10 protein-coding genes and 1 tRNA gene are annotated in these 12,035 nt (G+C 68.4%); 6 read left to right on the top strand and 5 right to left on the bottom strand.

Annotation, left to right across the window (positions count from 1 at the left end; genetic code table 11):
* The first annotated feature begins 312 nt into the window (after positions 1-312).
* From ACFZCY_RS01710 to ACFZCY_RS01695, 4 genes are all read left to right on the top strand, one after another.
* Complete coding sequence (locus ACFZCY_RS01710) at positions 313-1,188, top strand: PrsW family glutamic-type intramembrane protease (protein ID WP_391168561.1); 876 nt, start codon at positions 313-315, stop codon at positions 1,186-1,188.
* 20 nt (positions 1,189-1,208) lie between these two features.
* The gene (locus ACFZCY_RS01705; RefSeq protein WP_391168560.1) at positions 1,209-1,646 is read left to right on the top strand and encodes a hypothetical protein; all 438 of its coding nucleotides are present in this window, start codon (positions 1,209-1,211) and stop codon (positions 1,644-1,646) included.
* Between the two features lie 120 nt (positions 1,647-1,766).
* Entirely contained in the window at positions 1,767-2,084 is a 318-nt protein-coding gene (locus tag ACFZCY_RS01700; RefSeq protein WP_391168559.1) for a hypothetical protein, read from the top strand.
* Between the two features lie 602 nt (positions 2,085-2,686).
* Entirely contained in the window at positions 2,687-4,150 is a 1,464-nt protein-coding gene (locus ACFZCY_RS01695) for a membrane-associated oxidoreductase (RefSeq protein ID WP_391169362.1), read from the top strand.
* 84 nt (positions 4,151-4,234) lie between these two features.
* Here the strand turns inward: ACFZCY_RS01695 and ACFZCY_RS01690 are convergent.
* Together ACFZCY_RS01690 and ACFZCY_RS01685 are read right to left on the bottom strand one after the other, a co-directional pair.
* Positions 4,235-4,308: transfer RNA gene (locus tag ACFZCY_RS01690), tRNA-Pro, on the bottom strand.
* 85 nt (positions 4,309-4,393) lie between these two features.
* Positions 4,394-5,323: a metallophosphoesterase gene (locus ACFZCY_RS01685; RefSeq protein ID WP_391168558.1), complete on the bottom strand. Its 930-nt coding sequence runs from the start codon at positions 5,321-5,323 to the stop codon at positions 4,394-4,396.
* A 77-nt stretch (positions 5,324-5,400) separates the two neighbouring features.
* Here ACFZCY_RS01685 and ACFZCY_RS01680 point away from each other — a divergent pair, with 77 nt between their 5' ends.
* Positions 5,401-5,871: a GatB/YqeY domain-containing protein gene (locus ACFZCY_RS01680; RefSeq protein ID WP_391168556.1), complete on the top strand. Its 471-nt coding sequence runs from the start codon at positions 5,401-5,403 to the stop codon at positions 5,869-5,871.
* Between the two features lie 104 nt (positions 5,872-5,975).
* Here ACFZCY_RS01680 and ACFZCY_RS01675 read toward each other — a convergent pair whose 3' ends face one another.
* Positions 5,976-8,216: a transglycosylase domain-containing protein gene (locus ACFZCY_RS01675; protein WP_391168554.1), complete on the bottom strand. Its 2,241-nt coding sequence runs from the start codon at positions 8,214-8,216 to the stop codon at positions 5,976-5,978.
* Positions 8,217-8,612: 396 nt separating this feature from the next.
* Between ACFZCY_RS01675 and ACFZCY_RS01670 the strand changes: the two genes are divergently transcribed.
* Entirely contained in the window at positions 8,613-8,948 is a 336-nt protein-coding gene (locus ACFZCY_RS01670; protein WP_030829787.1) for a WhiB family transcriptional regulator, read from the top strand.
* Between the two features lie 580 nt (positions 8,949-9,528).
* On the opposite strand, the gene ACFZCY_RS01665 is transcribed toward ACFZCY_RS01670, so the two are convergent.
* Positions 9,529-10,872: an ArsA-related P-loop ATPase gene (locus ACFZCY_RS01665; RefSeq protein WP_391168552.1), complete on the bottom strand. Its 1,344-nt coding sequence runs from the start codon at positions 10,870-10,872 to the stop codon at positions 9,529-9,531.
* 172 nt (positions 10,873-11,044) lie between these two features.
* Positions 11,045-12,022 carry an ArsA-related P-loop ATPase gene (locus ACFZCY_RS01660; RefSeq protein ID WP_391168551.1) on the bottom strand — a complete coding sequence of 326 codons (978 nt, stop codon included), beginning with the start codon at positions 12,020-12,022 and terminating at the stop codon, positions 11,045-11,047.
* Positions 12,023-12,035: the final 13 nt, after the last annotated feature.

The raw sequence follows: 12,035 nt of genomic DNA, 5'->3' as shown, positions 1-12,035 counted from the left end.
GCACGTGCCAGCAGGTCCACTCCACGTTCGCTACGGCGAGCGCGGGTTCGGCGACCAGCTGGAGAAGTGCGAGGCCGCGGTGAAAGACCAACCGAGCCACTTCAGCGACACAACGGCTTCCCCGAGGAGAGACGAGTTCCTCACCCGTCTCGGACCCAAGTCCCGGACGTGACAGCCGCCGCCCACGGCTGGGCGTGGGGGAGATCGACGGCTGTCGGGAGAGGCGGGACAGGTGCCTGAGAGTCTCTTGTTCGTCACTCGGTGTCCCCGTAGCCTCACGTCTTCGAGTCGGCGGCCGTTGGGGGAAGAGGCGTGGCGTTATTGATGCTGGCCGCGTCGGTGTATGGCGTGGCGCAGTTGCTGGTGCTGTCTTCGCCGTCGCGGTCGGTGCGGATTGGCACCGTGCTGTTGGCGATCGCGGTGGGGGTCTACGGCTGTGGGATTGCTACCGCGTTACTGGAGTACGCGTATACACGAGCCATCGCTGATCAGCCCAGTGGTGGGGTGCTGATCGAGGCCGTGCAGACCGCCGGATACACCGTTGATCCGGTGGTCGAAGAACTGGTGAAGGTTACGCCCTTGCTGTTGGCGGCCTGGAACATCAAGGTCCGCCGTCAGTGGGGCCTGACCGACTATGTGGTGACTGGGGCCGCGCTGGGTGCCGGTTTCGGTCTGCTGGAGGCGGTAGCTCGGTACGGGCTGAGCTCGAACCGGGCCATCGGACACCCGGACGGCGGGTGGATCATTCCCAAGAGCCTTATCGGAACCCCGTATATCCCCGGCCCGGATCAGCTCCTCTTCGCCTGGTTCCCCGCCCCGGCGGGCTCCTTGGGTGCGGGCGGGCTCCATCCCGCCGCGCAGACCAGCCCGCACTTGGTCTACACCGCCGTTGCGGCGCTTGGAGTTGGCGTACTCATACGCGCACGCGGATGGCCGCGAATCGCGGGCCTGCTCCCTGTCACGGCCGCCTGCGCCCACCACATACTGGCCAACTACTCCGTCCGGCACCCGGCCGACCGGGACGTGAAGTCCCTGGTCGAGCTCAACGGCCTGCTATGGGCCATCCCGTTGATATGCCTCGCCATCGCGGTGATCGCTGACGTGCGGCAGATCCGCCAGGCCAAGCGCACGGTCCCGGGCGTGCTGACCCAGGCGGAGCGAGCCGGACGCACGGGCTTGGAACACTGACGGGGTACGGGTTGTGGCGGGTGCCCTGGACAACGCTGATCGCGTTGCGCTTCGCCCGGATGCGCCGTTCTCTCCTCTATGCGGCCGTCCGATCCCCTTTCCCCGGCTTCACGTCGTTGCACCGCACCGTCGTCTGGACGGTCGGTCAGCTCGATGCCACTGACCATCAACGCGCCTGGTGCAAAGAAGGGGGGCGTGAGTTCGATGGAGCTTTCACCGGAGATGATGGTGTCGAAGTGTGGTACGAGGCGAAGTCCGGGAAGTATTGGGAGCTGGCAAACGAGACCCCGAAGGTCATGGAGAAGTTCAAGTCGAACCTCGGCGACGCACGCCTAATAGCCGAGGAAGGTGGAAGGAAGTTCTCCCTGATCTCAGAGAAGCCAATACCCGAAAATATTGTCAAGTGGTTCGACAAGAAGAACTACACGTGGCGAGTGATTCCCAAGGGGGCGGGATAAGTGGCCCGGACAGCAGATATTGACTTTACATTCCAGGCGCCGGTTTCTGTGTCCCTCGTAGTCCATGCCCTGTCCGAATCAGGCTGGTCACCAGTGGAACTCCGCGGGATCTCGTACGCCGTGCCTGACGAAGACGGTGACCTCGACTGGTACAGCACACCGTCCGAGGCGTTCGCGCACGTCGTCGCAACTTTGGACTCCCCTGAGCGTCATCGGCAACAGGTCGGAATCTCCATTTACCATCCAGAGGTGGAAACAGGTGGCCTGCTCCTATTCTTCTACGGTAGGACGAATATCTCCTTCTCCCCTTCGATCAATAGGCGGTCTCACCCTGTGGCAGAGGAGCTGACTGATCTTTCTTGGTACCTTGAACAGATGCTTCCGCCGCTGTTCAAGATTGGCCTGCTCGGGTACCAGGCCCAAGACATGGCTGACTGAATAAGATCCGTACCTCGGGTTCGAGGACAGGTGGCGGGTCGACCTTCACCCGGAGTCGGTGGCCGGATCTTCGCCCTCATCCTGCCGTCCCCGCTCGCAACGACGATGCCTCCCGCCGCACGAGCCCGTGCCCCCAGCCTGGGCGGTCTCCTACGCGCGCGGACATCGATTCGTGGGCGAGGAGGCAGAAGGCCGCGTGCCGAGGATGCGCCGGGCCTCTCCACGGAGGTTGGCCCCCGCCGCCGGACGAGGGGAGTCCGGCGGCGGGGGCCTTCGCGAGCCCTTGAACCAGCCCGACCGCTGCAACGGCCGCTGGCCAGAGGCCGCCGCCTTGGCTCTGCAAGTCGGCTTCCCTCGCGCCCTCCAGGCCCGGGCCCAAGTCGCGCAACCGGCATGCCCAGCTCCTCGAACCAGCATCAGCCCGGCGTGGTGTGCTCCAGCTTTCGACGCTTGTTGGGGCGGCCGACGGTTCGACCGCAGCTGTTGCAGTCACCTCAGGAACTCGCCGCGGTGACGTTGCCAGTGAAAGCCCCGCCCAGGGGCTGGGTCACTGCTCGATCCCCAGTGCAGCGACCGATGGCGATCGCTAACGTGCACGGATGCTGACCTACGACGAGCTCACGCCACCGGAACGCCGAATGTGGGATGCCTTTCCAACTGGTGTTGCTGTCGACTTCCGCGCCGCGCCCGAGGAGGACCCGGCGGAAGGCGTGGACTGGGGACCGGAGCGAACGGTGCGCGCCGAGGTGCTGCGCGCTCTTCTGCTCAGTCATCCCACCACCGCGGGGGAGGTGGCGAAGGTCGACGTCCGGGGAGTGCGGATCTCCGGGCAGCTGGACCTGCGGCACGGGGACATCGCCTCTCCTGCGCACCTGACTCACTGCTACTTCGACGCTGCACCCGACCTGTACGCCGCTCGCCTCGGCGAGCTGCACCTGTGGCGGTCCGTCCTGCCAGGACTGACCGCGGTCGGAGCCCAGTTCGAGGGCTTTGTTGCACTGAGTGAGTGCCGTGCGACTGGAACGGTCAGCTTCAGCTCGGCCCGGATCGCCCGCACTCTCTATCTGGACGAGCTGCGGGCCGAACCGGCGGATCCCGAGGAGCAGGGAGTCGCCGTCGCGCTGAACCACACCGTGATCGGCGACGCGGTCGTGGCTACCGCCCTATCCGCTCGCGGCGAGGTGCGCCTGGACGGAGCCACGGTGACCGCTCAGGTCGCGCTGTCGTCGGCTCGGTTGCACAATCCCAATGGCGTCGCGCTGAACGCCGAAAAGCTCACCGTGGGGTCCGACCTCACCGCGCGCGGATTGCACGCCCAGGGCCGCATCACGTTGCGCAGCGCTCGTATACCCGGACAACTCGACCTGACAGAGGCCCGTCTGTCCAACCCTGACGGTATGGCACTGCGCGTCAGCAGCGCCGTCATCGGGGAAATGTGGTTGCGCGACGCCGCCTCGATCGAGGGCACCGTGAATCTGCGTCGCACCCAGCTCCAGCTTCTGTACGCCGAGCCCGCGTTGTGGCCCGAGCAAGTCCGGCTCGGTGAGCTCACCTACACCACTCTCCTGCCCCATCTGCCCGCAGCCGATCGGCTGCCGTTCCTGGAGCGCGACGAGTACCTGCCACACGCCTACCAGCAGTTGACCGCCGCCTATCAGTGCCTCGGTGACGACACATCCGCACGGCTCGTACAACTCGCCAAGTACCGGCGCCACCGCACGACTCTCCCGGCATACGCACGCGCGTGGAGCTGGGTCCAGGACATCACGGTTGGCTATGGCTTCCGCCCTCTCCGCGCGGCTGCCTGGCTCTGCGTGCTCCTACTGACCGGCACGCTCGCCTACGCCCTTCACCACCCGGCTCCGCTCAAGCCCGGAGAGGCCCCCGACTTCAACCCGCTGTTCTACACCTTCGACCTGCTCCTGCCGGTCATCGACTTCGGCCAAGAGCGTGCCTATGCCCCGCACGGTTGGTATCAGTGGCTGAGCTACGCGCTGATCATCAGCGGCTGGCTCCTCGTAACCACGATCGCCGCCGGCATCACCCGAGCCATCAGCCGGTCTTAAGGCGGCCTCGCCAGACGCCTCGGAAACGAATCAGGGGCCCGACCCGCTTTCGCGGATCAGGCCCCTGACCTGGTGTTCCTTCAGTCGGGGTGGCGGGATTTGAACCCACGACCTCTTCGTCCCGAACGAAGCGCGCTGCCAAGCTGCGCTACACCCCGAAGCAACGAGCTCTACTTTAGCGGACCTGTGGCCAGACACGAAATCCGGTTCCCGGGGTCTCGCAGGTCGGGGCGGGGGAGGGGGTCAGGGGGCCTGGGGGGTGAGGGTGAGGAGGGTGGCTTCCGGGGGGCAGGCGAAGCGGATGGGGGTGTAGCGGTTGGTGCCGCAGCCCGCGGAGACGTGGAGGTAGGAGGTGTGGCCCCCGGCCTCGTGGGTGGAGAGGCCCTTGACCCGACGGGTGTCCAGGTCGCAGTTGGTGACCAGGGCGCCGTAGAAGGGGACGCACAGCTGGCCGCCGTGGGTGTGGCCCGCGAGGATCAGGGGGTAGTGCTCGGCGGTGAAGGCGTCGAGGACGCGGAGGTACGGGGCGTGGACCACCGCGAGGGAGAGATCCGCGCCGGTCTCGGGGCCGCCGGCGACCTCGGCGTAGCGGTCGCGCTTGATGTGCGGGTCGTCGAGGCCGGTGAGGGCGATCTCCACGTCGTCCAGCTTGAGCCGGCCGCGGGTGTTCGACAGGCCGACCCAGCCCGCCCCGTCGAAGGCGTCGCGCAGCTCCGTCCACGGGTTGTGGACGACGCCGACGGCCGGAGGGTTGCCGTTGAGGCCGTGGCGGCCGTTGGCCTTTTCCATCAGGTAGCGGGCGGGGTTGCGCAGCTTCGGTCCGTAGTAGTCGTTGGAGCCGAAGACGTACGCGCCGGGGAACTCCATCAGCGGGCCGAGCGCGTCCAGGACCTCGGGGACGCCTTCGGGGTCGGAGAGGTTGTCGCCGGTGTTCACGACGAAGTCGGGGCGCAGACCGGCGAGCGACTGGAGCCAGCGCTGCTTCTTGCGCTGCCCGCTCACCATGTGGATGTCGGAGACCTGCAGGACGCGCAGCGGCCGCATGCCGCGCGGCAGCACGGGCACGGTGATGCGGCGGAGCCTGAAGGACCGCACTTCGAAGCCGACGGCGTAGGCGAGACCGGCTGCGCCGACCGCCGTGATTCCCAGGGGTACTCCGTATCGCGCGCGCATGGTCTCCATGGTCGCAGAACGCCGCGGGGGGAGAAATCTTCGGGTGATTCCCGGCCAGTGCTGGCAGACTCGACGCCATGACCACCACGCTCAAGTCCAGGCTGCAGGACGATCTCACCGCAGCGATCAAGGCGCGCGATGAGCTGCGCTCCTCCACGCTCCGGCTCACCATCACCGCGATCTCGAAGGAAGAGGTCTCGGGGGAGAGCGCCCGGGAGCTGTCCGACGCCGAGGTGGAGACGATCATCGCGCGCGAGGCGAAGAAGCGCCGCGAGGCGGCCGAGGCGTTCGACAAGGGCGGCCGGGCGGCGCAGGCCGAGCGGGAGCGGGCCGAGGGCGAGGTGCTGGCCGGGTATCTGCCGCAGCCGCTGACGGACGACGAGCTGGAGGCGCTGGTCGCGGAGGCGGTGCGGGAGGCCGTCGCGGGCGGCGCCGAGGGGCCGCGGGCGATGGGCGCGGTGATGAAGATCGTGAACCCGAAGATCGCGGGCCGGGCCGAGGGCGGCCGGGTCGCCGCCGCCGTGAAGCGGCAGCTCGCGGGCGGGTGAGGGCCCGCGTCGGGGGCAGGGGCCCGCACGTGTGAGAAATGTGAGAAAGGGGCCCGGACGGTGTCGTCCGGGCCCCTTCCGCGATCAATCGGCAGTGGGTGCCGTTACCGCGGCCACTCGAAGCCGCCGTTCCCATTGCCGCCGTTCCCGTTGCCGCCGATCACGCCCGGCGGGAGGGAGATGTCCGGCCAGGGGTCGTTGTTCCGGCCGCCGCCGTTCCCGGGCTTGTCGCGGCCCGGCTTCTCGGGGGCGGGCTTCTTGGGGGCGGGCTTGCGCGCGCTGGGGTCCTTGATCGGCACGGTGACGAAGTTCGGCGCGGGCTTGCCGTCCAGCGCGCCGCTCATCGCGTCCTTCCAGATGGGGCCGGGGGTGTCCGCGCCGTAGACCTTGTCGTGGGGGACACCGCCGATGGTGATGTTCTCCATCTTGAGGTCGCTGGCGCCCGGGCCGCCGCCGACCCACACCGCACCCGCGAGGTTCGGGGTGTAGCCGACGAACCAGGCGGCCCGGCGCTCATCCGTCGTACCCGTCTTACCGGCGCTCGCCCGGCTCTGGAGACCGGCCTTCTTGCCGGTGCCGTCCTCGACCACACCACGCAGCAGGGTGTTGATCGTGTCCGCGGTCTTCTCGGACATCGCGCGCGAGCACGTCGACTGCGGCACCTTCAGCTTCTTGCCACCGGGGCCGGTGATCGAGTCGATGAAGACCGGGGAGCAGTAGACGCCGCGGTTGGCGAAGGTCGCGTACGCGTTGGCCATGGTCAGCGGCGAGAAGCCCTCGGTGCCGAGGGTGACGGAGGGCACCTGGTGGTGCTCCTTGCCGTCGGCCCGCTCCACGCCCATCTTGTCGGCCAGCTCGGTCACCGGGCAGACGCCGATGTCGCTGATCAGCTGGACGAAGTAGGTGTTGACCGACTTCGCGGTCGCCTCCTTCATCCCGTACGGGCCGACCTCCGACTCGTTCTCGTTCGAGACGGTCGAGTTCTCGCTGTTGCTCCAGGTGCCCTTGCAGGTGCTGACCGGGCTCGGGTACTTCATCTTGTACGGCGAGGAGTAGCGCTTGTACGGCTGCGTGCCCCGCTCGAGGGCGGCCGCGGCGGTGATCGGCTTGAACGTGGACCCCACCTGGAAGCCGTAGTTCGAGCCGCCCATGGAGTGGTCCGCGGAGAGGTTGATCTGGGTCTGGTCCTTGCCGAAGCCGTACGGCTTGGACTGGCCCATGCCCAGGACCTTGCCGGTGCCCGGCTCGACGAGCGAGACGGCGGTGGCGGCCTTGTCGGACTGGTACACATGCGACTTGATCGACTTCTGGACCGACTCCTGCGCCTGGGGGTCCAGCGTCGTACGGATCGTCAGGCCGCCCTGGTTCCAGCGCTTGGCGCGCGCCTCCGCCGTTTTGCCGAAGACCGGGTCGTTCAGGAAGATCTGGCGCACGTAGTCGCAGTAGAAGCCCGCGCCCTTGACGGCCGTGATGCAGCCGCTGCGCGGCATGCTGACATCGAGGCCGAGCGGCTTCTTCTTGGCGGCGGCGGCCTGGGCGGCGGTGATGTCCTTCACCTCGGCCATGCGCTGCAGCACGGTGTCGCGGCGCGCCTTCGCGGTCTCCGGGTTGGTGACCGGGTCGTAGCGGCTCGGCGACTGGACGAGACCGGCCAGCAGCGCGGCCTGCTCCAGCTTCAGGTCCTTGGCGGGCTTGCTGAAGTAGCGCTGGGAGGCGGCCTCGATGCCGTAGGCCTGCTGCCCGAAGTACGTGATGTTGAGGTAGTTCTCCAGGATCCGGCGCTTGCCCAGTTCCTTCTCGACCTGGATCGCGTACTTCAGTTCCTTGATCTTGCGGCCTATGGACTGCTGGGTGGCCTCGGCGAACTTCTCCTTGCTGTCGCCCGCCTCCTCGACGAAGACGTTCTTCACGTACTGCTGGGTGAGGGTGGAGGCGCCCTGTGAGACGCCGCCGCTCTGCGCGTTCCGGTTGGCGGCGCGCAGCACGCCCTTGAGGTCGACCGCCCCGTGCTGGTAGAAGCGCGCGTCCTCGATCGCGACGATCGCCTTGCGCATGTACGGGGAGACGTCACCCAGCTTCACGATGGTGCGGTCGCGCGAGTAGACCTTCGCGATCTCGCCGCCCTTCGCGTCCAGGATCGTGGTCCGCTGGCTGAGCGGAGGTGTCTTGAGATTGGCCGGAATGTCGTCGAATTCCTGGACCGTTTCCTTGGCGGTGAGGCCGAACGCCCCGACGGCGGGAAGCGCGAGCCCGGCCATCACGGCGCCGGCCAGCGCGCTGACGCCGAGGAACTTGGCGGCCTGTTGAGCGGTGGACAGCCCTCCGCCCGAGCGCGTGTAACCCATAAGGGGCAGCCTACGTGGCGAATCGCCGGACAGGTGACCGCGTGTTCGCATACGCTGTTTCACGCCAGCCACGTATGTGCTGCCGCGCCACATCGCACGACATCCCCCTCCCCACTCGAGTGAGTGATGAGACGTGCCCGGATTGTGGCCCCGTGTCCTGAGCTGACCGATGTTCGCCGACTGAACTGCCCTGGTTTGCACCAGTAATCGCAAATGTCGTCAGCTCACTCCGTTGGGTGATCTGCCGCGTACCCATAGTCCGTTCGGGCCATCCAAGATTGGGCCTGCAGGGGGTGTTGCGCCCTGCTCGCCTTCCGTAACGTCCTCAACTGGCGACGGTGAGTATGCCGTTTGTCGCCGTGGGGGAGCTCCGATTCGGGAGAGGACGGCGCCAGCATGGGCTGGGTAACCGACTGGAGTGCGCAGGCCGCCTGCCGCACTACTGATCCAGATGAACTGTTCGTCCAGGGCGCGGCACAGAACAGGGCCAAAGCGGTCTGCACCGGATGCCCGGTGCGCACCGAATGCCTTGCGGATGCCTTGGACAACCGTGTCGAGTTCGGTGTGTGGGGAGGGATGACCGAGCGCGAGCGGCGGGCACTGCTACGCCGCCGCCCGACGGTGACCTCCTGGCGAAGGCTGTTGGAGACCGCACGCACCGAGTACGAGCGCAGCGCGGGCATTCTGCCCTTCGACGACGAAGAGTACGAGCGCTTCGCTGCCGTCGGATAGCGGTCGGCCGCCAGGCCGGTACGTGACGACGACGTCGCATCGCATCACAACTTCATCTCACCCACCCTCGTCACGGGCTTGTTCTCTCATCCACGACGGGACGAGGAAGGGTGTACGACACGAGTACGGCCGCGACAGTGGTCGCGGCCGGTCGTGGCCGGGCGAGGTGGTTCACGGGTGGGGGCCCGCGGACCTTGGGGCAGCCCGCCACGCTTTATGGACGACGGCGTGCCTTCTTGGGCGGCGACGTGCCTTTACGGACGGCGACGTGCATTGACGGATGGGCAGAGCGCGACGGTGCGGACGATTGGGGATCCGCGGCGGGCGCTGTGACCGTCCCGGCCGTGCGCCGTGCCGGACGTACCCGCGTAGCCGGACGTACCCGCGTATGGGTGCGCCATGGCTGGGGCACGCGCGCCAGGCCGCATCCATGCCATGGGTGCGCGGGACCACGCGTACGCGCGCCATGGGCACGTGGGTAGCCGTGAGCCTGCCCTGACGGCGTTCGTGCCGGCCGTCCTCACCGCGAGTCGCAGATCGCGGATCGCGGGTCATGGGCCCGCCACGCCGCGGCCGGGCGTCAGCCTGCCGTGCGCTCGGACTGGTCCGTCGGGGCCGCCGCGAGGCGATCGCCGATCGCTCGCAGCCCTGCCAGGTCGTGTACGTCTCCGGGGAGCGCGGCCACTTGGGCCACCGGAACTTCGGGGTGCAACGCCGTGAAGCGGTCGTGTGTGCGCTGCTCGCGTCCGAGCACCTGCATACGCTCCGCATGCAGCCGGAGCAGTCCCGCGGCAAGCCGCTCCGCCGACGTGGGGGAGACGTCGGGATCGGCTACCGAGGAATTGTCCGCCGCTGAGGCGTTCCGGGCTTGAGCATTCCCTGAGTGGGGATCGACAAATCCGTCGGCACCAAGATTTTCCGCGCCCTCGCCGTGGTTGGCCAGAACGCTACCCTCCCCCGGCGGATCCGCAGCGACGGCGCTCTTCAGGGAGAGCGTCTCCGCCGCAGCCAGGGCCCGTTCCGCCGACAGTTGTTCGGCGCCGCTGCTGTGCACCCGGTTCAGTACGAGACCGGCCAACGGCATCTGATCCGCCGCCAGCCGCTCGACGAAGTAGGCGGCCTCGCGCAGGGCGTCCCGCTCCGGGGCGGCCACCACCAGGAAGGCCGTACCGGGCGCCTGCAGCAGCCGGTAGGTGGCTTCGGCGCGGGTGCGGAACCCGCCGAACATGGTGTCCATCGCAGCCGCGAACGTTTGCACATCGCGCATCAGCTGCCCGCCGAGGACCTTGCTGACCGTGCCCGTCATCATCGAGACGCCCACGTTCAGGAACTTCATCCCGGCCCGGCCGCCGACCTTCGCCGGAGCCATGAGCACCCGGATGAACTTCCCGTCCAGGAACGAGCCCAGCCGCTTCGGGGCGTCCAGGAAGTCGAGCGCCGACCGGCTCGGTGGCGTATCGACGATGATCAGGTCCCATTCGTCGCGGGCCCGCAGTTGGCCGAGCTTCTCCATGGCCATGTATTCCTGCGTGCCCGCGAAGCCGGCCGAAAGCGATTGGTAGAAGGGGTTCGCCAGGATCGCGCGGGCGCGCTCGGGGTCGGCGTGGGCCTCGACGAACTCGTCGAAGGTCCGCTTCATGTCCAGCATCATGGCGTGCAGTTCGCCGCCCGCCTCGTCCCCGACGCCCGCCACCCGCCGCGGCACGTTGTCGAGCGCGTCGATGCCCATGGACTGCGCGAGCCTGCGGGCCGGGTCGATCGTGAGGACGACGACCTTACGGCCGCGCTCGGCGGCTCGTACGCCGAGGGCGGCGGCCGTGGTGGTCTTGCCCACGCCGCCGGAACCGCAGCACACCACGATGCGGGTCTGCGGATCGTCCAGCAGCGCGTCGGTCTCCAGCCGGGGTGCCACGTCCATGCTCATGCCGCCTCCTGCGTACGGCGTGTGCCGCTTGTGCCGCGTGTGCTGATCGTGCTGCCCGCATGGGCCTCGGCGCCCGTACGGCTCGTACAGCCGCCCGTACCGCTCGTACGACTCGTACGACTCGTACGACTCGTACGGCACGGGTTCCGCGCCGCGCCCGTCCCGCGGCCGCTCACGACGGCCACTGCTTGCGCAGATCCGCCGCCAGCCGGTACAGCCCGGCCAGGTCGACGCCGTCCGTCAGCAGCTCCAGCTCGTGCAGCGGCAGGTCGAGACCGGACAGCTCGGACCGCTGCGCCCGCTCCAGGGCGACGCGCTCCGCGTGCTCGCGCGCCTGCTCCAGCAGCGGGTCGACCAGCCGCTCGGCGAGGCCGCCGCGGCGCGCGCCGCCCAGCCCGGCCTGCGAGAGCGCCTTGGCGACGGCCGCGCGACGCCCGTTGGCGGCGGCGTCGACGGCCTCGTGGTCGAGGATCGCCGGCCGCACCATGTTGACGATGACCGCGCCCGTCGGAAGGCCGTCCGAGCGCAGCTCCGCGATGCCGTCCGCGGTCTCCTGGACCGGCATCTCCTCCAGCAGCGTCACCAGGTGGACCGCCGTCTGGGGCGACTTCAGGACGCGCATCACGGCTTGGGCCTGGTTGTGTATCGGGCCGGTCCGGGCGAGCCCCGCCACCTCGTGGTTGACGTTCAGGAAGCGGGTGATCCGGCCGGTCGGCGGCGCGTCCATGATCACGGAGTCGTAGGCGAAGCGGCCGTCCTTGGTCTTGCGGCGCACCGCCTCGCACGCCTTGCCGGTCAGCAGAACGTCCCGCAGCCCCGGCGCGATTGTGGTCGCGAAGTCGATCGCGCCGAGCTTCTTCAGGGCACGCCCGGCCGAACCCAGCTTGTAGAACATGTGGAGGTAGTCCAGGAGTGCGAACTCCGGATCGATCGCGAGGGCGTGCACCTCCCCGCCGCCCGGCGCGGTCGCGATCTTGCGTTCCTCATAGGGCAACGGTTCCGTTTCGAAGAGCTGCGCGATGCCCTGGCGGCCTTCGACCTCGACCAGCAGCGTGCGCCTGCCTTCGGCCGCGAGGGCCAGCGCGAGTGCGGCGGCGACCGTGGTCTTGCCGGTTCCGCCCTTGCCACTGACGACATGGAGCCTGCTCACACTGGGGAGCCTA

The sequence above is a fragment of the Streptomyces sp. NPDC007983 genome, assembly GCF_042958345.1.
Lineage (GTDB): Bacteria > Actinomycetota > Actinomycetes > Streptomycetales > Streptomycetaceae > Streptomyces.
This window is presented reverse-complemented; position numbering and strand designations above follow the sequence as displayed.